Genomic DNA, 21,347 nt, shown 5'->3' on the forward strand with positions numbered 1-21,347 from the left:
TCCGGCACATTGCCGACGACATCCGGTCTCCCGGGCGCGTCGAGCCGGGACCCTCTTCCCTTTTTCGAACATGCGTACGAACATGGATCCATGGCCACCACCGACCGGCAGGCCACGACGCTGGCCCTCGCACACGCCCTGTCAGCCGCGGAGCGCGGACTGGCCGTCATCCCCCTGTCCCGGACGAAACTCCCGGCCCTGCGCTCCCCCCACCGCGACGACCCCCTGGCCGCGCCGTGCCACGGCGAATGCGGCCGCTACGGCCACGGTGTCTACGACGCCTCGACGGACGCCGCACGGATCCGCGACCTGTTCGCCGCCGCGCCCTGGGCGACCGGCTACGGCATCGCGTGCGGCCTGCCGCCGCACCACCTGATCGGCATCGACCTCGACACCAAGTCGGGCACGGACTCCTCCGCCGCCCTGCGCGAACTGGCCCTGCGCCACCTGTTCACCATCCCCGACACCGTGGTCGTCCTGACCCCGAGCGGCGGGCGCCACCTCTGGCTCAGCGGCCCCGCGGACGTCGTCGTCCCCAACTCCGCCGGCCGCCTGGCCCCCGGCATCGACATCCGCGGCGCCGGCGGCTACCTCGTCGGCCCCGGCTCCCGCACGGAACACGGCGTCTACGGCACGGCGCCGGGCACCGCCCACCTGGCCCCCGCGGCCTGCCCGCCCTCTCTGCTGCGCCTGCTGCTCCCACCGCCCCGCGCACCGCAGAGCCCGGTGCCGGTGTCGGCGGGCGACCACGGCCGGGGCCTGGTCCAGTTCGTCCTGGCCGCACACGAGGGGCAGCGCAACACCCGCCTCTTCTGGGCAGCCTGCCGCGCCTACGAGGACGGCATCGGCCCCGCCCTGGTCGCCCCCCTGATCGAGGCGGCCCTGGACACGGGCCTGACGGAACGAGAGGCCCGCGCGACGATCGCCTCGGCGGCCCGGCTGACGGAACACCGGCCGTGAGCCGGTGCGCACGCGAGAGGGGCCGCCGATGTCTCGACGGCCCCTCTCAGCGGTATCACCTGCGGAGGCGGTGGGATTTGAACCCACGGTGACATCGCTGCCACGACGGTTTTCAAGACCGTTCCCTTAGGCCGCTCGGGCACGCCTCCCCGCGCCGGTGTTGATCCGGCGCGGGACAAGAGTAACGGGTGGGCCCGGCGGCGGGGGTGTCAGCTGTCGCCGACCCGGGAGCCCAGGGTCAGTTCGACCGTGCGGGTCTTGCCGTCCCGTTCGTAGGTGAGCTGGACCTTGTCGCCGGGCTGGTGGGTCCAGATCTCGCCGATCAGGGTGGGGCCGGAGTCGATCACGCGGTCGTCGAGCTTGGTGATGACGTCCCCCGGCTTGAGACCCGCGTCGGCCGCGGGACCGCCCGGCTCCACCGCCTCCGAGCCGCTCGCACCCTGCTCGGTGATCTTCGCGCCGCCCGTGCCCTCCTCCAGCGAGACGGAGGCGCCGATCTTGGCGTACACCGGCTTGCCGGTCTTGATCAGCTGCTGGGCGACGACCTTCGCCTGGTTGATCGGGATGGCGAAGCCCAGGCCGATGGAGCCGGACTGGCTGCTGCCGCCCAGGCCGTTGCCCGCGGACTGGATCGCCGAGTTGATGCCGATCACATTGCCCTGGGCGTCCAGCAGCGGGCCGCCCGAGTTGCCCGGGTTGATCGACGCGTCGGTCTGCAGCGCGCTCATGTACGAGGCGTTGCTGCCGGTGCCGTCGCTGGAGGCCACCGGGCGGTTCTTGGCGCTGATGATGCCCGTGGTCACCGTGTTCGACAGGCCGAAGGGCGCGCCGATCGCGATCGTCGAGTCGCCCACCGCCACCTTGTCGGAGTTGCCGAGGGTGAGCGGCTTGAGACCCGAGGGGGCGTTCTTGAGCTTGATGACCGCCACGTCGTAGCCCTGGGCGTTGCCCACGACCTCCGCGTCGTACTTCTTGCCGTTCGGGAAGGTCGCCGTCAGCTTGCCGCCGTCGACGGCGTCGGCCACCACATGGTTGTTGGTGACGATGTGGCCCTCGGTGTCGAAGACGAACCCGGTGCCGGTGCCGCCCTCGCCGCTGCTGCTCGCGGCCTCGATGGTGACGGTGCTGGGCAGCGCCTTCTGGGCCACGCCCGCGATGGTGCCCGCGTCGCGCTTGACGTCGCCGCCGGTGTCGGAGGCGGCGACGGTGGTCGAGGAGGTCGCGTCGTCCTTGGCCAGGGTGTAGCCGAGTCCGCCGCCGAGGCCGCCGGCGACCAGCGACGCGATCAGGACCGCGGCAAGCAGGCCGCCGCGTCGGCCGGACTTCGGCGCGGGCGCCGGCTGCTGGTACGCCGCGCCCCAGACCGTGCCCGATCCCCCGGCACCGCCGGAGGTGGCGTCGGGGTGGGCGTGGGCATACGCGGGGGCCGCCGGGGCGGGGGGCGGCCAGGACGCGTCCGGTGCCGACGGGCCCTGCGGCGCCGCCGGGGTGCCCGGTGCCGGTCCCGCGGCGCCCGCGGGCGGCGCGCCGTGTGGCACCGGCGGGAGCGGGGTGGTCGGGGCGCCGGTACCGGGAGCCGGGTGGCCCTGCGGCTCCGGAGCAGCGGGAGCGTCCACCGGCACGGGGGGTGCGGACGGGGCCGGGGGTACCGCGGCGCCCTCGTTCTCGGTGCTCACAGCTTTTCTCCTCGATCCACGGCTGTCGTTGTCGGTCGCACTCGGTCACGCCCGTTCACGTGTGTCGACGGCCCGGTGCGCTTCAGCTGTGCTGGTCTTTTTGTATGCCGTCAGCTTTTCCCACGGGCCGTCAGAGCACCATAAGCGGTGCCTGTGGGTCCGCGGCCATTCTTTATATAGGTCATGTACGACGAAAAGGACACATTCCTGTCCCTCCGTCGACACGCCTACCCCCTCTCGGTGGCACCATGACGCGGTGACCCACGCACGCCGGCCCACACCCCAAGTCGTCGCCCACCGCGGAGCCTCCGAGGACGCGCCCGAACACACCCTGGCCGCGTACCGCAAGGCGATCGAGGACGGGGCCGACGCCCTGGAGTGCGATGTCCGCCTCACCGCGGACGGCCACCTCGTCTGCGTCCACGACCGCCGCGTCAACCGCACCTCCAACGGCCGCGGCGCGGTCTCCGCACTGGAGCTCGCCGACCTCGCCGCGCTGGACTTCGGTTCCTGGAAGAGGGGCGACCCCTGGCGGAACCGGGACGAGGATCCGGACTGGGAGGTCCGCCCGGAGGACCCGCAGGACACCTCGGTCCTCACCCTGGAACGCCTGCTGGAGCTGGTCGCCGACGCCGGGCGCCCGGTGGAGCTGGCCATCGAGACCAAGCACCCCACCCGCTGGGCGGGCCAGGTCGAGGAGCGGCTGCTGCACCTGCTGAAGCGGTTCGGCCTGGACTCCCCGGCCGTCGCTGACGCCTCCACGGTCCGGGTGATGAGCTTCTCCGCGCGCTCGCTGCACCGCGTGCGTGCCTCCTCGCCGACCCTGCCGACGGTCTATCTGATGCAGTTCGTCTCGCCCCGGCTGCGCGACGGACGGCTGCCGGCGGGGGTCCGGATCGCGGGCCCGTCGATCCGGATCGTGCGCCATCACCCCGCGTACATCGAGCGTCTGAAGCGCGCCGGCCACCAGGTGCACGTCTGGACCGTGAACGAGCCCGAGGACGTCGCCCTCTGCGCGGAGCTCGGCGTCGACGCCATCATCACCAACCGCCCGCGCGCGGTGCGGCATCAGCTGGGCCGCTGAGCTGCGCCGAACCATCCGCCCCGGTACGACCTCTTGACCCGGTGGTCCCACCGGCCCCATCCTCCACTCTCGGCCACACCGTCGATTTCCAGCCAGGCAGTTACAGGGAGTGCTCCGGCGCGTTCGGTCCGTATTCGATCGTTTCGAATGCGTCACCGGACCTGCGTTGGCCGGTTTCCGGTACAGGCCAATGGGGCATCCACACCGTGGCGTGGGGCGAAGGAGGTCTCGGGGGTGGCGTTGGTGGTGGCACAGGAGGTGCCCACGTCGTCGAGCATGGCCGTACCCCATGGCCCTGCGGGCGTGGGGAAAGCGCGACACCGGATGCGCGATCAGCTGCGCATGGGCGGTGTGGCGGAAGCGGTCATCGACGATGCCGTACTGATTCTTTCCGAACTCTTGAGCAACGCGTGCAAACACGGCCGACCACTGGGCGACGCCCTGGCCGGGGACGGCGACGTCCGGGCCGCATGGCGGGTGGACCCGGCCGGGCGGCTCACGGTGGAGGTCACGGACGGCGGTGGGCCCACCCGCCCGGCTCCGGCCACGCCCTCGGTCACCGCGCACGGCGGCCGCGGGCTGAACATCATCACCGCGCTGGCCGACGACTGGGGCGTACGGGACGACGCGCGGGGCGAGGTCACCGTCTGGGTGGTCGTCCATGACGACGTGCATGACCGGAACGCCGGACACCGTCGCCACGACTTCGCTACGCGCGTGGCTGCCCCGTCGGTCGCCGCGATGCCCGAACTCGACTTCGCGGACGCGCTCGAGGACCTGGACTGACCCTCCGGTCACCGAGCGGCCCGGGAAGCGCGCAGGGACGCGTTGTCCACAGGGTCGCCTCGGCCATGGCGTGAACAGCTAGGCTCCCGCCGTACCAGACGAGCCGTTTCCGGGAGACACCCTCATGGCCAAGAAGCGACCCCAGACGAAGGCCGCGCGCCCGCAGCTCAAGGACGGGGAGATCCCGGTCGTCGGAGCCCGCGAGCCCTGCCCCTGCGGCAGTGGCCGCCGCTACAAGGCCTGTCACGGCAAGGCCGCCGCCGAAGCCGTGACCGAGCTGGTGCACCGCCCCTTCGAGGGGCTGCCCGGCGAGTGCGACTGGGTGGCCCTGCGCGAGCTGGTGCCCGCCGCCACGGTCCCGCTGCCCCTCAAGGACGGGCTGCCCGAGGGCGTCCCGGCCGTCACGCTGGCGACCGTGCTGCCGATGGCCTGGCCCGCGCTGCGCCGCGACGACGGCTCGGTGCTGCTGGGCCTGCAGAACGACACGGCGTCCGGCGACCTCAGCCGCGATCTCGCCGACACCCTCCGGCGCGCCCTGGAGGCCAAGCCCGGCACCCCGGTGCAGGCACGGCGCGCCCCGGCCGACGGTCCGCGGCTGCAGGACCTGCTCGACCCGGAAGGCGCGTTCGAGCCAGTTGTGCACACGGGCTTCGAGTTCTGGGTCCCGGACGCGGAGAACTCCACCCCGGAGGTGACCGCCTCCCTGGAGCGGGCCAACGCCGCCGCCATCCCGACCGTGCGGCTGACCGGCGTGGACGCCGCGTACTGGTGCGAGACGCCGGAGAAGAACCACCTGCGCTGGGTCATGCCGTACCCCGAGGAGCAGCTTCTGGACGCGCTGGCGCGACTGCACGCGGCGGGCCGGTCGAACCTGGGCGAGGGCACCCGTCTCGTGGGTTCCTTCCGCGCTCACGGCCTCACCGTGCCGGTCTGGGACCTGCCGAGCGGGTTCGGCGCCGAGGACGCGGAGAAGCCGGCCGCCGAGTTCGCCGAACGTCTCACCGCCGCACTGGCCACCGACGCCCCGCTCACCGCGGACGAGCGCCGCGCCCGGGGCGGCCTGACCAACCGCCAGGTCACGCTCAGCTGACGCACCGCGCGAAGATCCTCGGCGGCTGACCGACCGGTCAGCCGCGGGGGGCGCCCGGACAGGTGACTCCGATCACAACTCCCGCTCCCCGCAGGGAAATCGGTGACCGGAAAGCCCGGATCGAATTTGCGAACCGCCGATCTCTTGTTACCGTTCCAGTAGCCCGGTTGCTGGTGCATCCCCCGTCGCCAGCAACCGGGTCTTTCCATGCGCGCGGTCCTCTACAGAGTGCCGCCGCGCGTCAACTGCCTGTAGGCGCGGCCGAGTTGCTCCCGGACCGCAGCAGCAGCGGGCCCTCGCCGGCCCGGGCCGCGAACTCCGCGACCGCCGTGTGGTCGGCCGGCGCGCCCCGGGTGGCCGCACGGGGTGTCTCGCAGCTGCCGGGCTCGTCCTCGGCGCCCACCGCGCACCGGATCTGCACCGTGCGCCGGCCCGGCCCCATCAGGCTCAGCACCGCATCCAGCGCTCCGCCGGTGGTGTTGCGGTAGTAGGTGCGCGCCCATGTCCGCTCGCCCTGGGTGAGCACACAGGTCTGCGCCTCGATGCCGTCGGGCGAGGTGAGTTCGGGTCCGCAGCGCGCGGCGGTGGCCAGGCCGAGGCCCGGGGGCGACGGGGAGGGCGCTTTCGCGTCGGGGGAGGCGGACGGCCGGGGAGAAACGGACGGCCGTGGGGATGCGGCCTCTTCGCCCACCTGCCCCGCGGACGCCACGGCGAGCGGCAGCGCCACCGCGCACACCGCGACGCCGGCCAGGGCGAGCAGACGAAGGTTCATGGACGGAAGATAACGAGGGAAGGCGGGCGCCCCGTCCGGTGCGCGCCCGACACCCCTACAACTCGGGTGCGCTCACACCCGTACGAGTGAGGGCCTCCACCACGGCGTCCACCACGGCCTCCACGTCCGGCAGCCACGGGGCCGCCGGGCCGGGCCCCGGCGCGCGCTCCCAGCGGACGGCGCCCTCGCCGGTCTCGGAGGGGGGCAGGGCGAGATAGCCGCCCGTGCCGTGGAACCGCAGGGAGCCCGGAACGTAGTCCTTGGCGTACAGCAGTTCGCCCAACCGCTCCAGGGAGTACGGCTTGACGAGCAGCGCCCAGCGGGTGGGCGAGGCGATCACGGGGCCGAGCCGCATCCCCGTGCGGTCGAGCGCCGTGAGGGCCTGGGCGGCCGGCAGGGCCGGCAGGCTGACGGCGCAGGGCGCCTTGCCGCCGGTGGCCAGCACGATCGGTGCCGCCGGTCGGTTGCTCCACCACCAGCGCACCATGCGCTCGTCGGTGGTGGCCGCGAGGAGGCCGGGGTCGAAGGGATGCGCACCGGGCACCGTGCAGTCCGCGTCGGGGCACCCGCACCGGGACCGCCCCTGCGGATCCGCCGTCACACCCGGGAGTACGGGCCACTGCCATTGAGTCGCGAAGGTCAGGGCCGCACTGAGCAACTCAGGCCTCCCGCCGTTGCGCTGGGACAGGAGCCTGCGTCGCCTTCCGAGGAACTCTCGCATGAGCGCTCGTTCCTTTCCGTTGCACCGCTGGCAACACCGTGGTCCACATCACACCATGTGTCGATCACTTCACTGTGCGTACCTGTTGGCGCATCACACCCCTGCTTCGAGCAGAGGGAACCCCTATGGGCCGAGCGGCGGCTGCGTCCGCGGCAGCCTCACCCATACTGCGTGGATCAAAAGCACGGGCCTGGCGTGGGGTGGCGAAGTCTGGCGTTTTGCCGTTGCGCGTATTTCTCTTCGCCTCCGCCACGGGAGGATGGGGCACGGTCGTCGGTGGCTAAGACGCCCGGGTCCGCCGCCAGGTTCCGGGTGACTGTCAACCACCCCTGGCCTTCTCCGAGTACGTACCCATCACGACCGCTGTGACGCTCCGTGGAACACGCCCAGTCGACCGCAATAAGGCGTTCCCTGAGGCAGTTTTAAGCCAACTTTGCCTTTCTGCAAGGGGTCGGGGAAAAGTGGACCGGTTACCCGCGGACACCACGAATCCCGGCAGGACAATGCTGGACATCCCCTCACGAGTGCGTGTACATGTGGAGACACTGCTAGCGGCGCAGAATGACATGGGGGTTTGCGATGCTTTTGAGCAATACGCACCGGTCGGAAAGCCGGACGCCATGAACGCCCCGCATCCTCCGAAAGTGGCCGGAATCGATTCCACGGTTCCCTCGCCCGCACACACTGTCGCGCCCGCGCCCGCGGCCTCTGAGACCCCGGCAGCCACCTCCGTCCCACCGCCCACTCCACCGGGCGCCCCCGGACTGCTGCTCCAGGACCGGCTCGCCGGCTGGGTCTCCGACCTCACCACGCTGCACGAACTCACCGAACGCCTGACCCGTACGGGGTCCTTGTCCGACGCCCTCCAGGAGCTGCTGCGCGCCGGGTCCGCCCTCGTCGGCGCCCGGCGCGGACTCGTCGTGCTGGAACCGGCCGACGGGCGGGGCCCGGACAGCACCGTCGGCCTGGGGCTGGCCCGCGCGGACCTCGGCCACATCGAGACCGTGCCGCGCGGCTCGATGCCGTACGGGAAGATCCTCGACGGGCTGCCCGGCGGGGACGGTGAGATCGCGCAGCCCGATCTGTTCGCCGAGGACGGGCTCGATCCGCGCCACCGCGAGGTGGCCGCGCGCCTCGGCTACGCCGCGAGCTACGCACTCCCCCTGCGCACCGACGCCGCCGGCCCGCTCGGCGCCGCGGTGTGGCTGTACGACGAGCCCGCCGAGCCGTCCGAGCGCCAACGGCACCTGATCGGGCTGTACACGCGGTACGCCGCCGAGCATCTCGCCCGGCTGCTGGAGGTCGAGCGCACGCGCGCGTGCATGGCGACCATGTCCGAGGAGCTGCTGCCCTCGCGGCTGCCCCGGGTGCCCGGCGTGCAGCTCGCCGTCCGGCACCGCACCGGGCCGCTCGGCGGCGGCGACTGGTACGACGCGCTGCCCCTGCCGGACGCGGCCCTCGGCCTGGCGGTCGGCTCGGTCACCGGGTCGGGGCCGAGCGCGGTGGCCGCGATGGGCCGGCTGCGGGCGTCCCTGCGGGCGTACGCCGTGATGGAGGGCGAGGACCCGGTGGCGGTCCTGTCCGATCTGGAGCTGCTGCTGCGGCTGACCGAGCCCGCCCGCTCGGCGACCGCCCTGTTCGCCTACTGCGAGCCCGCCCTGCGCAAGATCACTCTCGCCGGGGCCGGGCACTGCCCGCCGCTGCTGATCGGCGAGCGCCGCACCGAGTTCGTGGAGACCACCGTCTCCGCCCCGCTCGGCATGCTGGCCTGCTGGGAGGCGCCCAGCGTGGAGTTCCTGGCGGAGGCCGGGGAGACGGTTCTGCTGTACACCGACGGACTGCTGCACCGTACCGGCGACGCCACGGACCGGGCCTTCGCGCGGCTGCACACGGCGGCGGCGAGCGTCCCCCGGGCGCTGCGGAACGACCCGGACGCGATCGTCGACCACGTCCTGCGGACCGTGCTGCCCGACGGTCTCGACGCGGCGGACAGCGCGGAGGACATCGTCCTGCTCGCCGCGCGCTTCGCATGACGGCGGTAACAGGTCCTTCGGCCCTGGGCCCCCTTCCGTACGACCGTACGATGGAGGGGGTCCAGTGCCGTATCAAGGAGGATGACCGTGTCGGAGGAGCTCACCCCGACCGAGCCCATTGCTGCTACCGCAGCGGGCCCGGAAGAGTCTGAAGAGCCGATCAAGCAGCGCAAGAACGGCCTGTACCCGGGCGTGTCCGACGAGCTGGCCGAGAACATGAAGTCCGGCTGGGCCGACACGGAGCTGCGCGACCTGGAGCCGATCCCCCAGGCCGCCGAGACCGCCGCCCGCCGCGCCGCGCTGTCGGCGCGCTTCCCGGGCGAGCGTCTGGTGATCCCCGCGGGCAATCTGAAGACCCGCTCGAACGACACCGAGTACCCCTTCCGGGCGTCGGTCGAGTACGCCTATCTCACCGGCAACCAGACCGAGGACGGCGTCCTGGTCATGGAGCCCGTCGCCGACGGTCACCGGGCCACCATCTACCTGCTGCCCCGCTCCGACCGGGAGAACGGCGAGTTCTGGCTCTCCGGCCAGGGCGAGCTGTGGGTCGGCCGCCGGCACTCCCTCACCGAGGCCGAAAAGCTGTACGGCATCCCCGCCTCCGACGTGCGCGAGCTGACCGGGGCGCTGCGCGAGGCCACCGGTCCGGTGCGGGTCGTGCGCGGTCACGACGCCGGGATCGAGGCCGCGCTGACCGACAAGGTCACCGCCGAGCGGGACGAGGAGCTGCGGGTCTTCCTCTCCGAGGCGCGGCTGGTCAAGGACGCGTTCGAGATCGGCGAGCTGCAGAAGGCCGTCGACTCCACGGTGCGCGGCTTCGAGGACGTGGTGAAGGTCCTCGACAAGGCCGAGGCCACCTCCGAGCGGTACATCGAGGGCACCTTCTTCCTGCGGGCCCGGGTCGAGGGCAATGACGTCGGCTACGGCTCCATCTGCGCGGCCGGCCCGCACGCCTGCACGCTGCACTGGGTGCGCAACGACGGGCCCGTGCGCTCCGGGGACCTGCTGCTGCTCGACGCGGGCGTGGAGACGCACACGTACTACACCGCCGACGTCACCCGGACGCTGCCGGTCAACGGCCGGTACACCGAGATCCAGAAGAAGATCTACGACGCCGTGTACGAGGCCCAGGAGGCCGGGATCGCCGCCGTGCGGCCCGGTGCGAAGTACCGGGACTTCCATGACGCCGCGCAGCGGGTGCTCGCCGCGAAGCTGGTGGAGTGGGGCCTGGTCGAGGGGCCCGTGGAGCGGGTGCTGGAGCTGGGGCTGCAGCGGCGGTGGACGCTGCACGGCACGGGGCACATGCTCGGTCTCGACGTCCACGACTGCGCTGCCGCGCGGCAGGAGACGTATGTGGACGGTGTGCTCGAGCCGGGGATGTGTCTGACGGTCGAGCCGGGGCTGTACTTCCAGGCCGACGACCTGACCGTGCCGGAGGAGTACCGCGGCATCGGGGTGCGGATCGAGGACGACATCCTGGTGACCGAGGACGGGAACCGGAACATGTCGGCCGCGCTTCCTCGGCGCTCGGACGAGGTCGAGGCGTGGATGGCCGAGCTGGTGAAGTAGGGAACTGACATCGGGTTGATGGCCGGATACCCGTGGGGTGTCCGGCCATCGTCGTGGGCTGCGGGCGTGTGGGGGTTGTTCGCGCGGTTCCCCGCGCCCCTAGGGGGGTTTGTGTGGACCTGCATCTGGATCTCGCCGCCGCTGACGGACGGCGGGCCGGGCTTGAGCGTGCTCTTCGGGATGCCGTGCGGGAGGGGCGGCTCGCTCCGGGTACGCGGTTGCCCGCCACCCGGAAGCTCGCCGAGGAGCTGGGGGTTTCCCGGAACACCGTCAAGGGGGCCTACGACCAGCTCGTCGCCGAGGGGTACTTCACCGCACGGCAGGGGTCGGGGACGCAGGTCGCCTCCCTGCCCGCGGAGGCCGCCGAGCCCGCCGTGGCCGCCGCACGCGCGCGTGAGCCGTCGTTCGACCTGCGGCCCGGGAGCCCCGATGTAGGGGCGTTCCCGGCCGCGGCCTGGCTGCGGGCGCTGCGGCGGGCCATCGCCACCGCGCCCTCCCTGGCCTACGACTACGGCGATCCCCGGGGCCGGATCGAGCTGCGCAACGCGCTCTCCGGGTACCTCGGGCGGGCCCGGGGGGTGATCGCCCCGCCGGAGCGGATCGTCATCACCTCGGGGTACGTCCAGGGCCTCGCCCTCCTCACCCGCGTGCTGGACGGCGGCGAGATCGCCATGGAGGACCCGGGGCTGCCCTTCCACCGGGATGTCGTACGGCGCAACGGCGGTGCCGTGGTGCCGGTGCGGGTCGATGAGCGGGGCGCCCGGGTGGACGGTCTCGGGGAGCCCGCGGCAGTCGTCGTGACGCCGGCGCATCAGTATCCGACCGGGGTCACCCTCCATCCCGAGCGGCGGCGGGCGCTCACCGACTGGGCACGCGCGCGTGACGGCCTGATCGTCGAGGACGACTACGACGGGGAGTTCCGTTACGACCGGCAGCCCGTCGGGGCGTTGCAGGGGATGGCGCCGGGGCACGTCGTGTATCTGGGGACCGCCTCCAAGACGCTCGGGCCGGCGCTGCGGCTCGGCTGGATGGTGCTGCCGCCCCATCTCGTCGACGACGTCGCCGACGCCAAGCTGCACAGCGACCATCACACCGAGACGCTCGGCCAGTTGGCGCTCGCCGAGCTGATCGGCAGTCATGCCTACGACCGTCATGTGCGCGCGTGCCGGCTGCGGTACCGCAGACGGCGGGACCAGTTGGTGGACCGGCTCGGGTCCCGGCGCGGGGTGCGCGGGATCGCCGCCGGACTGCATGCGCTGGTCCAGGTCGCCGACGAGGCCGAGGCGCTGGCCCGGGCCGAGGCTCAGGGGCTCGCGGTGGGCTCGCTCGGGGAGCACTGGCACGCGCACGCGCGGGAGGACGCGGGGCGCGAGGGGCGGCCGCAGGGGCTGGTCGTTGGGTACGGGACGCCTCGGGAGCGGGCCTATCCGGACGCCTTGGAGGCGCTGGGGAAGGTGCTCGACGCGGAGTGAAGGGGGGCCGGGGTCGCGGGGTGAATTGGGCCGGGATTGAAGACCTTTAATGGTGCTGCCGAGGGGTCCGGTCCGGGCCTAGTGTCGCAGGCATGCCGCACTCGCTCGTCCCGCCCGCGGGTCCGCAACGCGTCCTGGCTCTGGCCCAGTTGGCCAACTCGGTCGGGGACGGCGCCTTCTACGTCACCTCCGCGCTCCACTTCACCCACATCGTGGGGCTCGACCCCGCGCGCGTGGGGCTCGGGCTGACCCTCGCCTGGGCGGTCGGGTCGCTGGCGGGGGTGCCGCTCGGGCGGCTCGCGGACCGGCGGGGGGCGCGCGGGACGGCGGTGCTGCTGGCGTCGGCGACCGGGGTGGCGGTGGCGTCCTTCCTGACCGTACGGGGGTTCTGGCCCTTCGTGGCCGCCGCCGTCGGTTACGCCACCGCCCAGTCCGGGCTGGCGGCGGCGCGGCAGGCGCTGCTGGCGGGGCTGGTGTCCGCCGGGGAGCGGACGGGGCTGCTGGCGCATCTCCAGTCGACGCTCAACGCGGGGCTGGCCGCGGGCGCGGGACTGGGCGGGCTGGCGCTGCACCTGGGGACGCGGGAGGCCTATCTCGGGGTGTTCGCGCTGGACGCGGTGGCCTTCGCGGTGTGCGCCGCGGTGTTGCTGCGGCTGCCCTCGGTGGCGCCGGTCGCCCCGGCGCGGGGGCCGGGGCTCGCGGTGCTGCGGGACCGGCCGTATGTGGTGGTCACGGCGCTCAACACCGTGCTGCTGCTGCGGATGCCGCTGCTCAGCCTCGGGCTGCCGTTGTGGATCGCGGAGCGCACCGAGGCACCGGCCTGGCTGGTGTCCGCGCTGTTCGTGCTCAACACCGGGGCGGTCATGGCCTTCCAGGTGCGGATGGCGCGCGGGGTGAGCGGGATCGGGTCGGCCGTACGGGCGGTACGGCGGTCGGGGTGGGTGATGCTCGCGGCGTGCGCGGTGTTCGCGCTGTCGGCGGGGGCGCCGGTGTGGGTGGCGGTGGGGGCGCTGGTGGTGGGGGCGGCCCTGCAAGTCGTCGCGGAGATGGGGCAGTCCGCGGGGTCGTGGCAGCTGTCCTTCGATCTCGCGCCGGCGGACCGGGTCGGGGAGTACCAGGGGTTCTTCGGTACGGGGGTCGCGGTGGCGCGTACCGCCGGCCCCCTGGTGCTGACCGCCCTGCTGGTGCGGTGGGGTCCGCCCGGGTGGCTGCTGCTGGGCGGGGTGACGCTGGCGGCGTCCTGGGCGATGGGGCCGGCCGCGCGGCGGGCGGCGGCCTCCCGTACGAAGGCAGCGGTACCGGCCGCTGGAGGTGCCCGAGGGGCCGGGAGTGCTGAAGGAGCCGTGGCTACACCGCCAGCAGGGGCGCGACGCCCTTCCGCCACTTGAGGATCTTGTCGAAGCTCACCACGGCACCGCTCTGCCCCGGCTTGTTGCCGATGTGGACATGGTCCGCGAGCTCCTGGATCAGATACAGCCCCCGGCCGTTCTCGGACTCCATGGCCTCCGCGGACTCGAGGGCCTCCGTGGACTCCAGGGCCGACAGAACGGCCGGACGCGCGCCCCGGCCCGTAGCGCCGAAGCCGGGGCCGGAGTCGGCGACCTCGATGCGGCAGGTCTCGCCGTCGAGATAGGCGGTGACGCGGTAGGCCTCCGAGCCGCCGTCGAGGGCGGTGTCCCCGCCGTGCTCCACGGCGTTCGCGCAGGCCTCGCTGAGCGCGATGGAGAGGTCGTACGACACGTCCGGGTCCACGCCCGCGCTCTCCATGGTGCCGAGCAGCAGCCGCCGGGCGAGCGGCACGCTCGCAGCTTCCCGCCGCAAATGGAGTGACCACCAGATGCTCATGCTCCCAGCCTCCCGGCCGCGGCTCGACATACCGTTACCTATTGCCGCGCACGACGGCCCGTAAGCACATCGTTGACGTGATACCGCCCATATGGGCGATGCGTCTGAAGCCGCCGACGGTGTATGTGGGGGCGGTTCGGGCCGGACGGGGACCTTCCGGCCCGAACGTCATCTTGCGGACCTGCCGTATGGAGGCAGTAGGACCAGTGCGATGATTGGGCCGCCATGAGTGCCCCCCACCAGCGCACGGCGCGCCCCGGACGTGACGTCCGGATCCTGCGGGCCGCGGTGTTCGCCGCGGTCTGTGTCGTGCTGGCCGCGGGCGGACACGCACTCGGCTCCCACGCCTCGATCCCCCTGTGGGCCATGGGCGTGGGCCTCCTGTCGGTCCTCGCGGTCGCCGTGCCGCTCGCCGGACGCGAGCGCTCGCTGCCGGGCATCGCGGCGCTGCTGGCGCTCGGGCAGACCGCGCTGCACTCGCTGTTCGGACTCGCCCAGCACGGGACCACCGCCACCACGACCGCCACCGCCTCGGACGCCTCGCTCGTCGCCCAGGCCGCGCGGCTGGTCTGCGGGACCCCGGCCGCGGCCATCACCCCCGCCCAGGCCCACCGGCTCCTCACCGAGGCCCGGCTCCGGCCGGCCTCCGCCCACCCGGACCACGGCACGGGGACCGTCACCGACTCCGCGTCGCTGCTGCCGTCCCTGCCGATGCTGCTGGCCCATCTGCTGGCGGCCGTCGCGGCCGGCTGGCTGCTGCGCCACGGCGACCTGGCCCTGCGGCGCCTGGTCGACCTCTCCGCCCACTCCTTCGCCGAGGGGGCGGCCGTACGGGCTCTGCGCGTGGCCCTCGCCCTGGTCCGCGCCCTGCGTGCCGGGCTGCCGGTCCCGCCCGGCGCGGACGCGCGCCCGCCGCGCGCCATGGAGTTCGCGCCGCCCCCGCCGCGCACCACCGCGCTCCAGCACACCGTGATCCGGCGCGGGCCGCCCGCCGCCGCCCGCGCTCTCGTGCTCGCCGCCTGACGCGACGCGCCCTCCGCTGGGAGATCCACCTCGGATTCCGGTCGGGGCCGCCGTCGTGCGGCCCGCGCATGCCGCCTCGTGACGCGTGCGCCCCTCTTCACCACCGGAAACAACCGAATCTCACTCACTGTGGAGTGCTCCCGAATGCAGGCCTCTTCCCGCCTCGCCGCCGTCGGCGTCCTCGCCGGCACCGCCGTGCTCGCCCTGTCCGCCCCCGCCTTCGCGCATGTGACCGTGCAGCCCGAGGGCGAGGCCGCCAAGGGCGGTTACGCCGTCGTCGACTTCCGGGTCCCGAACGAGAGCGACACCGCGTCCACCGTGAAGCTGGAGGTCAGCTTCCCGATGGACACCCCGCTCGCCTCCGCGATGCCGGAGCCGGTCCCCGGCTGGACCGCGAAGGTCACCAAGGCCGAGCTGGACAAGCCGCTCGAACTGCACGGCCGGAAGATCGACCAGGCCATCAGCAAGATCACCTGGACCGCGACCGGCAAGGGCGTCCAGCCCGGCTTCTTCCAGAAGTTCCCGGTCTCCATGGGCGTACTGCCCGAGGACGCCGACGAGCTGGTCTTCAAGGCCGTCCAGACGTACTCCGACGACGAGGTCGCGCGCTGGATCGAGGTCCAGCAGGAGGGCCAGGAGGAGCCGGAGAAGCCCGCTCCCGTGCTCACCCTGTCCGAGGCCGAGGACGGCCACGGGCACGGCTCGGAGGCGGACGAGGAGGCGAGCGAGGAGCCGTCCGACGACGCCTCGCAGGCCGCCGCGACCACCACCGCCGACGAGGCCGGCTCCGACAGCAGCGACACCACCGCCCGGGTCCTCGGCGTCGTGGGCATCGTCGTCGGCGCCATCGGCGTGGCCTACGGCGTCCTCGCCGGCCGTCGGCGTACCAACGCCTGAGTCAGTCCTCTCGGAGCGCGCCGGTGCCCTCGTGGGCCGGCGCGCGCCCGAGCCCTTCATCTCCGGGACATTTCGCCATGCGCACCAAGAAGTTCGCGGCGGCCGCACTGCTCGCCGCCGCCACCCTGACCCTCTCCGCCTGCGGCGGCGGTGACGACGACGCCGCCCCCGTCACCGTGGTCTCCGAGGAGGCCGGCTCCGCCAAGGCCGCCACCGTCCTCGACAAGCCGTTCGAGAAGCCGGATCTGGTCCTCACCGACACCCACGGCAAGACGTACGACTTCCGCGAGGAGACCGCGGGCAAGCCGACGCTGATCTACTTCGGCTACACCAACTGCCCCGACGTCTGCCCGCTGACGATGAACAACATCGCCGTCGCCAAGAAGCAACTGCCCAAGGCCCAGCAGGACGAGCTGCGCGTCGTGTTCGTCACCACCGACCCGGAGCGCGACACCGCGTCCGCGCTCGGCGAGTGGCTCAAGGGCATCGACCCGCAGGTGGTCGGCCTGACCGGCGACTTCGCCACCATCCAGGCCGGCGCCCGCACCCTCGGCATCAGCATCGAGCCGCCGCACAAGGAGAAGGGCAAGACGGTCTCCTCGCACGGCACCCAGGTCATCGCCTTCTCCCCGAAGACCGACGGCGGCTATGTGCTCTACGGCGAGGACGCCACCGTCGACGACTACACCGCGGACCTCCCCGAGCTCATCAAGGGGGAGAAGCCGTGAGGCGTCCCGTGGCCCCGGCCGCCGTCCTCGCCGTGAGCCTGGGCCTGGTGCTGGCGGGCTGCGGTTCCTCCGGCGGGGAATCCGGGCCCGAACTCTCGGTCAGCGGCGCCTACATGCCGCAGCCGGTCTCCGACTCCATGGCGGCGGGCTTCCTGACGATCCGCAACGACGGCGGCACCCAGGACGAACTGACCTCCGTCACCAGCGACATCGCGGGGACCGTCACCGTCCACGAGACCGTCGACTCCGCGATGCGGGAGGTCAGGAACCTCGCCGTGCCCGCCGACGGCGAGGTCGTGTTCAAGAGCGGCGCGAACCACCTGATGTTCGAGAAGCTGAAGCGCAAGCCGCGCCAGGGCGACACGGTGTCCGTGGTGCTGCACTTCGCCGAGACCGACCCCGTCACGGTCGAGATGCCGGTGAAGCCGGCCACCTACACCCCCGCGACCGGACACTGAGGGAGGGACCCCTTGACCCCGACCATCGCCCCACGCGTCCGGACCCTGGTGCTGCTGCTCCTGGCCGCCGCCGGACTGCTCCTCGCCGGTGCCGGACCGGTCTCCGCGCACGCCGCGCTGACCGGCAGCGATCCCCAGCAGGGGGCGGTGGTCGAACAGGCCCCGGACCGGATCTCGCTGACCTTCTCCGAGGAGGTCGCGCTCTCCGACGACTCGGTGCGCGTCCTCGCCCCCGACGGCGAGCGCGTCGACACCGGCAAACCGGCAAGCGCCAGCGGCACGACGTACGCCGTGGGCCTCGCGGGTGACCTGGCGGACGGCACCTACACCGTCTCCTACCAGGTCGTTTCGGCCGACAGCCACCCGGTCGCGGGCGCCTTCACCTTCTCCGTCGGGGCGCCCTCGGCGACCTCCGTGTCCGTCTCCGGCGAGACCGCGGGCGGCGGGGCCGTCGGTGTGCTGTACGGCCTCGGGCGCTACCTGTCCTACGCGGGCTTCGTCGTCATGGTCGGCGGCGGCGCCTTCGTGCTCGCCTGCTGGCAGCGCGGGTCGGGGGTGCGGGCCGTGCAGCGGCTCGTCGTCTCCGGCTGGGTCACGCTCACCGCGGCCACCCTGGCGCTGCTGCTCATGCGCGGCTCCTACACCGGCTCCGGCAAGGTCGGCGACATCGTCGATCTGGAGCTCCTCGGCGACGTCCTGCAGACCAAGACGGGCGCGGCCCTGGTCTCCCGGCTGCTGCTGCTCGCGGCGGCGGCCCTGTTCATCGCGGTGCTCTTCGGGGCTTATGACAAGCGGGAGGACCAGGAGAAGCGGGACCTCACCTTCGGGCTCGCAATCGGCGGGACCGTCGTGGCGACTGGGCTCGCGGCGAGCTGGGCGATGTCCGAGCACGCCTCCACCGGCCTCCAGCCGGGCATCGCGATGCCGGTCGACGTGGTCCACCTGCTCGCCGCCGCCGCCTGGCTCGGCGGCCTCACCGCCCTGCTCGTCGCCCTGTACCGGTCGCCGGAGACCCCGGTGGACGGCACGGCCGTACGACGGTTCTCGGCGCTCGCGTTCGGCAGTGTGATCGCGCTCGTGCTCACCGGCGTCTACCAGTCCTGGCGTCAGCTCGGCTCCTGGTCGGCGTTCACCGAGACCCGCTACGGACAGCTGCTGCTCGTCAAGCTCGGGCTGGTGGCGCTGCTTGTCGGGGTCGCCTGGATCTCGCGGCGCTGGACGGCGCGGCTGGCGGAGACGGTGAGCGCCGAGGCCGCCCCGCGCAAGGAGAAGGCGGCCGTCAAGGCGGCGGCCGCCGGTGCCGATCCGCAGCGGGCCGCTCAGCTCGCCCGGCAGCGGGCCGCCATGGACACGGCCCGGCAGAAGCGGCTGCGGGACGCCGACCCGAACCGCTTCGGGTTGCGCCGCTCGGTGCTCGCCGAAGCCGGGATCGCCCTCGTGCTGCTGGCGGTCACCACCGCGCTGACGTCGACCGAACCGGGCCGTACGGAACAGGACGCCGCCCGGGCCACCGCCGCCTCCTCGTCCGCCGCCGACGCCTCCGGGGCGCTGACCCTGGACATGGCCTTCGACACCGGGGGCGCGGACGGCAAGGGTGTCGTCCGCATCGAACTGGACCCCGCGCGCGTGGGCGCCAACGAGATGCACGTCTACGCCACCCGGCCCAACGGGCGGGCCTTCGACGTGCCCGAGGTGAAGGTCGCCTTCACCCTCGCGTCCCAGGACATCGGGCCGCTGCCCGTCGTCCCCGACCACATCACCACCGGACACTGGTCGGCGAGCGGAGTGCAGCTCCCCATGGCCGGCGACTGGAAGATCGCCGTGACCGTGCGGACCTCCGACATCGACCAGACGACCGTCTCCAAGAACGCGCAGATCGGCTGAACACCATGGCTGACCAGTCCATCCCGGAGACCCTCGCGCCTGCCGCCGACCGGCCGGCGCCCGCCGCGCAGACGGCCCCGGGGCTCTCGCGCCGGCAGCTGCTGGGCACCGCCGGCGCCACCGGTCTCGTGCTCGGCGCGGCGGGCGGAGCCGTGGGCTACGCCGCCGTGCCCACGCAGGCGACTCCGCTCACCTCGCTGGGCACGGACGAGGTGATGTTTCACGGGAAACATCAGCCCGGCATCCTCCAGGGCCTCCAGGCCCGGGGCCATCTGCTCGCCTTCGACCTGGCGGCGGGCGCGGGCCGCAAGGAGGCCGCCGCGCTGCTGCGCCGCTGGTCGCAGACGGCACGGCGGCTGATGGCGGGCGAGGCCACGGGATCCGGCGACACCGATGTGGCCCGGGACGCGGGGCCCTGCGCGCTGACGGTCACCTTCGGCTTCGGGCACAGCTTCTTCGCCCGTACCGGCCTGGAGAAGCAGCGCCCGGTCGCGCTGGACCCGCTGCCCGACTTCTCCTCCGACCAGTTGGACAAGGCCCGCAGCAACGGCGACCTGTGGGTGCAGATCGGCGCCCATGACGCGCTGGTCGCCTTCCACGCCCTGCGCGCGATCCAGCAGGACGCCGGGAGCGCGGCCCGGGTGCGCTGGCAGATGAACGGCTTCAACCGCTCCCCGGGCGCCACCGCCCACCCCATGACGGCCCGCAATCTGATGGGCCAGGTCGACGGCACGCGCAATCCCAAGCCCGCGGAGGCCGACTTCGAGAAGCGGATCTTCGTGCCGGCCTCGGGCGAACCCGCCTGGATGGCGAACGGCTCCTACGCCGTCGTACGCCGGATCCGCATGCTGCTGGACGACTGGGAGCGACTGTCCGGCCGGGAGCAGGAGGACGTCATCGGGCGCCGCAAGGCGGACGGGTCACCGCTGTCCGCGCCGCCGGGAAGCGCCGAGACCACCGAGATGGACCTGGAGAAGACGGACGCGCAGGGCAATTTGGCCGTCCCGGTCAACGCCCACGCCCGGATCAGCCGACCCGACCAGAACGGCGGGGCGGCGATGCTGCGGCGGCCGTTCTCCTACCACGACGGCATCGACGCGGACGGCACCGCGGACGCGGGACTGCTGTTCATCTGCTGGCAGGCCGACCCGCTGCGCGGCTTCGTCACCGTGCAGCGCAAGCTCGACCGGGGCGACGCCCTGTCGCCCTTCATCCGCCACGAGGCGAGCGGTCTGTACGCGGTGCCGGGCGGGGCGGCCGAGGGAGAGTACGTCGGTCAGGCGCTGCTGGAAGGGTGATCCCCGGCGGGTTCACCCGGTCGTGAGACGTGTGCCCCGGGGCTTCGCCGGGGCCATTAGGGTGAGGTCATGCCAGCGAGCTATGCGTATCTGGGTCCCGAGGGCACCTTCACCGAAGCCGCCCTGCGCACGCTTCCCGAGACGGCCACCCGGGAGCTCGTCCCGTACGTGTCCGTGCAGTCCGCGCTGGACGCGGTGCGTGCCGGTGAGGCCGAGGCCGCCTTCGTGCCGATCGAGAACTCCGTCGAGGGCGGGATCACCACCACGCTCGACGAACTGGTCGCGGGCGCTCCGCTGATGATCTACCGCGAGGTGCTGCTGTCGATCACCTTCGCGCTGCTGGTCCGGCCGGGCACGACGCTGTCCGACATCAAGACGGTCTCCGCGCACCCGGCCGCCCAGCCGCAGGTGCGCAACTGGCTGCGGAAGAACCTCCCGGACGCGCACTGGGAGTCGGCCGCCTCCAACGCGGACGCCGCCCGGCTGGTCCAGGAGGGTCAGTACGACGCGGCCTTCGCGGGCGAGTTCGCCGCCGCCCTGTACGGCCTGGAGGCCCTGGAGAGCGGGATCCACGACGCGGAGAACGCCCAGACCCGGTTCGTGCTGGTGGGCCGCCCGGCCCGGCCCGCGGCCCCGACCGGCGCGGACAAGACCTCCGTCGTGCTGTGGCAGCGCGACGACCACCCCGGCGGGCTGCGCGATCTGTTGGGCGAGTTCGCGACCCGGGGCATCAACCTGATGCTGCTGCAGTCCCGGCCCACCGGCGCGGGTATCGGCAACTACTGCTTCTGCATCGACGCCGAGGGCCATATCGCCGACCGGCGGGTGGCGGAGGCCCTGATGGGGCTGAAGCGGATCTGCCTGGAGGTGCGGTACCTCGGGTCGTACCCGCGCGCGGGCGTGGACGTGGCGGACGTGAGCGCGCCGCGGCAGGGGACGTCGGACGAGGAGTTCGTGGCGGCGTCGGAGTGGGTGGCGCGGTGCCAGGACGGGCGGTTCTGAGCAGCCCCCCGGTCATACCTGCTGATTGTGGTTATCCACAGAAGTTATC

19 protein-coding genes and 1 tRNA gene are annotated in these 21,347 nt (G+C 72.9%); 15 read left to right on the forward strand and 5 right to left on the reverse strand.

The window, feature by feature from the left end:
• The first annotated feature begins 90 nt into the window (after positions 1 to 90).
• On the forward strand, positions 91 to 960 hold the full coding sequence (locus tag ACFYW5_RS10420; RefSeq protein WP_389416536.1) for a bifunctional DNA primase/polymerase: 870 nt from the start codon (positions 91 to 93) through the stop codon (positions 958 to 960).
• 62 nt (positions 961 to 1,022) lie between these two features.
• Here ACFYW5_RS10420 and ACFYW5_RS10425 read toward each other — a convergent pair.
• Both ACFYW5_RS10425 and ACFYW5_RS10430 read right to left on the reverse strand, forming a co-directional pair.
• Positions 1,023 to 1,109 (reverse strand) — tRNA-Ser (locus tag ACFYW5_RS10425).
• A 60-nt stretch (positions 1,110 to 1,169) separates the two neighbouring features.
• Positions 1,170 to 2,636 carry a S1C family serine protease gene (locus tag ACFYW5_RS10430; RefSeq protein ID WP_389416537.1) on the reverse strand — a complete coding sequence of 489 codons (1,467 nt, stop codon included), beginning with the start codon at positions 2,634 to 2,636 and terminating at the stop codon, positions 1,170 to 1,172.
• A gap of 256 nt (positions 2,637 to 2,892) precedes the next feature.
• Between ACFYW5_RS10430 and ACFYW5_RS10435 the strand changes: the two genes are divergently transcribed.
• The 3 genes from ACFYW5_RS10435 (at position 2,893) to ACFYW5_RS10445 (ending at position 5,596) form a co-directional block, all read left to right on the forward strand.
• Complete coding sequence (locus ACFYW5_RS10435) at positions 2,893 to 3,720, forward strand: glycerophosphodiester phosphodiesterase (protein WP_389416538.1); 828 nt, start codon at positions 2,893 to 2,895, stop codon at positions 3,718 to 3,720.
• A 147-nt stretch (positions 3,721 to 3,867) separates the two neighbouring features.
• Complete coding sequence (locus ACFYW5_RS10440; RefSeq protein WP_389416539.1) at positions 3,868 to 4,506, forward strand: ATP-binding protein; 639 nt, start codon at positions 3,868 to 3,870, stop codon at positions 4,504 to 4,506.
• Between the two features lie 124 nt (positions 4,507 to 4,630).
• A complete protein-coding gene (locus tag ACFYW5_RS10445) occupies positions 4,631 to 5,596 on the forward strand; it encodes a DUF5926 family protein (protein WP_389416540.1) in 966 nt (321 codons plus the stop codon).
• Positions 5,597 to 5,837: 241 nt separating this feature from the next.
• Here the strand turns inward: ACFYW5_RS10445 and ACFYW5_RS10450 are convergent, their stop codons facing one another.
• Together ACFYW5_RS10450 and ACFYW5_RS10455 are read right to left on the reverse strand one after the other, a co-directional pair.
• Entirely contained in the window at positions 5,838 to 6,368 is a 531-nt protein-coding gene (locus ACFYW5_RS10450) for a hypothetical protein (RefSeq protein WP_389416541.1), read from the reverse strand.
• A 55-nt stretch (positions 6,369 to 6,423) separates the two neighbouring features.
• A complete protein-coding gene (locus ACFYW5_RS10455; RefSeq protein WP_389416542.1) occupies positions 6,424 to 7,089 on the reverse strand; it encodes a bifunctional DNA primase/polymerase in 666 nt (221 codons plus the stop codon).
• 503 nt (positions 7,090 to 7,592) lie between these two features.
• On the opposite strand from ACFYW5_RS10455, the gene ACFYW5_RS10460 reads away from it, so the two are divergent.
• The 4 genes from ACFYW5_RS10460 (at position 7,593) to ACFYW5_RS10475 (ending at position 13,551) form a co-directional block, all read left to right on the forward strand.
• Entirely contained in the window at positions 7,593 to 9,122 is a 1,530-nt protein-coding gene (locus tag ACFYW5_RS10460) for a PP2C family protein-serine/threonine phosphatase (protein WP_389416998.1), read from the forward strand.
• A gap of 87 nt (positions 9,123 to 9,209) precedes the next feature.
• A complete protein-coding gene (locus tag ACFYW5_RS10465; RefSeq protein ID WP_389416543.1) occupies positions 9,210 to 10,691 on the forward strand; it encodes an aminopeptidase P family protein in 1,482 nt (493 codons plus the stop codon).
• 113 nt (positions 10,692 to 10,804) lie between these two features.
• A complete protein-coding gene (locus ACFYW5_RS10470; RefSeq protein WP_389416544.1) occupies positions 10,805 to 12,163 on the forward strand; it encodes a PLP-dependent aminotransferase family protein in 1,359 nt (452 codons plus the stop codon).
• A 92-nt stretch (positions 12,164 to 12,255) separates the two neighbouring features.
• The gene (locus ACFYW5_RS10475) at positions 12,256 to 13,551 is read left to right on the forward strand and encodes an MFS transporter (RefSeq protein WP_389416545.1); all 1,296 of its coding nucleotides are present in this window, start codon (positions 12,256 to 12,258) and stop codon (positions 13,549 to 13,551) included.
• On the opposite strand, the gene ACFYW5_RS10480 is transcribed toward ACFYW5_RS10475, so the two are convergent.
• A complete protein-coding gene (locus ACFYW5_RS10480) occupies positions 13,511 to 14,008 on the reverse strand; it encodes an ATP-binding protein (protein WP_389416546.1) in 498 nt (165 codons plus the stop codon). The genes ACFYW5_RS10475 and ACFYW5_RS10480 overlap by 41 nt on opposite strands.
• 225 nt (positions 14,009 to 14,233) lie before the next feature.
• Here ACFYW5_RS10480 and ACFYW5_RS10485 point away from each other — a divergent pair, with 225 nt between their 5' ends.
• The 7 genes from ACFYW5_RS10485 to pheA all read left to right on the forward strand — a co-directional run bounded on the left by ACFYW5_RS10485 (position 14,234) and on the right by pheA (position 21,298).
• Positions 14,234 to 15,031 carry a hypothetical protein gene (locus ACFYW5_RS10485; RefSeq protein WP_389416547.1) on the forward strand — a complete coding sequence of 266 codons (798 nt, stop codon included), beginning with the start codon at positions 14,234 to 14,236 and terminating at the stop codon, positions 15,029 to 15,031.
• A gap of 144 nt (positions 15,032 to 15,175) precedes the next feature.
• Positions 15,176 to 15,928: a YcnI family protein gene (locus ACFYW5_RS10490; protein ID WP_389416548.1), complete on the forward strand. Its 753-nt coding sequence runs from the start codon at positions 15,176 to 15,178 to the stop codon at positions 15,926 to 15,928.
• Positions 15,929 to 16,005: 77 nt separating this feature from the next.
• Positions 16,006 to 16,656: an SCO family protein gene (locus tag ACFYW5_RS10495; protein ID WP_389416549.1), complete on the forward strand. Its 651-nt coding sequence runs from the start codon at positions 16,006 to 16,008 to the stop codon at positions 16,654 to 16,656.
• The gene (locus ACFYW5_RS10500; RefSeq protein WP_389416550.1) at positions 16,653 to 17,114 is read left to right on the forward strand and encodes a copper chaperone PCu(A)C; all 462 of its coding nucleotides are present in this window, start codon (positions 16,653 to 16,655) and stop codon (positions 17,112 to 17,114) included. The genes ACFYW5_RS10495 and ACFYW5_RS10500 overlap by 4 nt, the downstream gene beginning before the upstream one ends.
• Positions 17,115 to 17,126: 12 nt before the next feature.
• Entirely contained in the window at positions 17,127 to 18,998 is a 1,872-nt protein-coding gene (locus tag ACFYW5_RS10505) for a copper resistance CopC/CopD family protein (protein WP_389416551.1), read from the forward strand.
• Between the two features lie 5 nt (positions 18,999 to 19,003).
• Positions 19,004 to 20,296, forward strand: a complete 1,293-nt coding sequence (efeB, locus tag ACFYW5_RS10510) for an iron uptake transporter deferrochelatase/peroxidase subunit (protein WP_389416552.1) — start codon at positions 19,004 to 19,006, stop codon at positions 20,294 to 20,296.
• A gap of 69 nt (positions 20,297 to 20,365) precedes the next feature.
• Positions 20,366 to 21,298 (forward strand): prephenate dehydratase, encoded by a 933-nt coding sequence (pheA, locus tag ACFYW5_RS10515; protein WP_389416553.1) that lies wholly within the window; start codon positions 20,366 to 20,368, stop codon positions 21,296 to 21,298.
• Positions 21,299 to 21,347: the final 49 nt, after the last annotated feature.

This window comes from Streptomyces sp. NPDC002779, from assembly GCF_042888685.1.
Classification (GTDB): Bacteria; Actinomycetota; Actinomycetes; order Streptomycetales; family Streptomycetaceae; genus Streptomyces.

Coding starts and splice junctions, on each gene's coding strand:
- ACFYW5_RS10420 (WP_389416536.1), top strand. CDS start 91: ATGGCCACCACCGACCGGCAGGCCACGACGCTGGCCCTCGCACACGCC.
- ACFYW5_RS10440 (WP_389416539.1), top strand. CDS start 3,868: ATGCGTCACCGGACCTGCGTTGGCCGGTTTCCGGTACAGGCCAATGGG.
- ACFYW5_RS10445 (WP_389416540.1), top strand. CDS start 4,631: ATGGCCAAGAAGCGACCCCAGACGAAGGCCGCGCGCCCGCAGCTCAAG.
- ACFYW5_RS10450 (WP_389416541.1), bottom strand. CDS start 6,368: ATGAACCTTCGTCTGCTCGCCCTGGCCGGCGTCGCGGTGTGCGCGGTG.
- ACFYW5_RS10455 (WP_389416542.1), bottom strand. CDS start 7,089: ATGCGAGAGTTCCTCGGAAGGCGACGCAGGCTCCTGTCCCAGCGCAAC.
- ACFYW5_RS10460 (WP_389416998.1), top strand. CDS start 7,593: ATGCTGGACATCCCCTCACGAGTGCGTGTACATGTGGAGACACTGCTA.
- ACFYW5_RS10475 (WP_389416545.1), top strand. CDS start 12,256: ATGCCGCACTCGCTCGTCCCGCCCGCGGGTCCGCAACGCGTCCTGGCT.
- ACFYW5_RS10480 (WP_389416546.1), bottom strand. CDS start 14,008: ATGAGCATCTGGTGGTCACTCCATTTGCGGCGGGAAGCTGCGAGCGTG.
- ACFYW5_RS10485 (WP_389416547.1), top strand. CDS start 14,234: ATGAGTGCCCCCCACCAGCGCACGGCGCGCCCCGGACGTGACGTCCGG.
- ACFYW5_RS10490 (WP_389416548.1), top strand. CDS start 15,176: ATGCAGGCCTCTTCCCGCCTCGCCGCCGTCGGCGTCCTCGCCGGCACC.
- ACFYW5_RS10495 (WP_389416549.1), top strand. CDS start 16,006: ATGCGCACCAAGAAGTTCGCGGCGGCCGCACTGCTCGCCGCCGCCACC.
- efeB (WP_389416552.1), top strand. CDS start 19,004: ATGGCTGACCAGTCCATCCCGGAGACCCTCGCGCCTGCCGCCGACCGG.
- pheA (WP_389416553.1), top strand. CDS start 20,366: ATGCCAGCGAGCTATGCGTATCTGGGTCCCGAGGGCACCTTCACCGAA.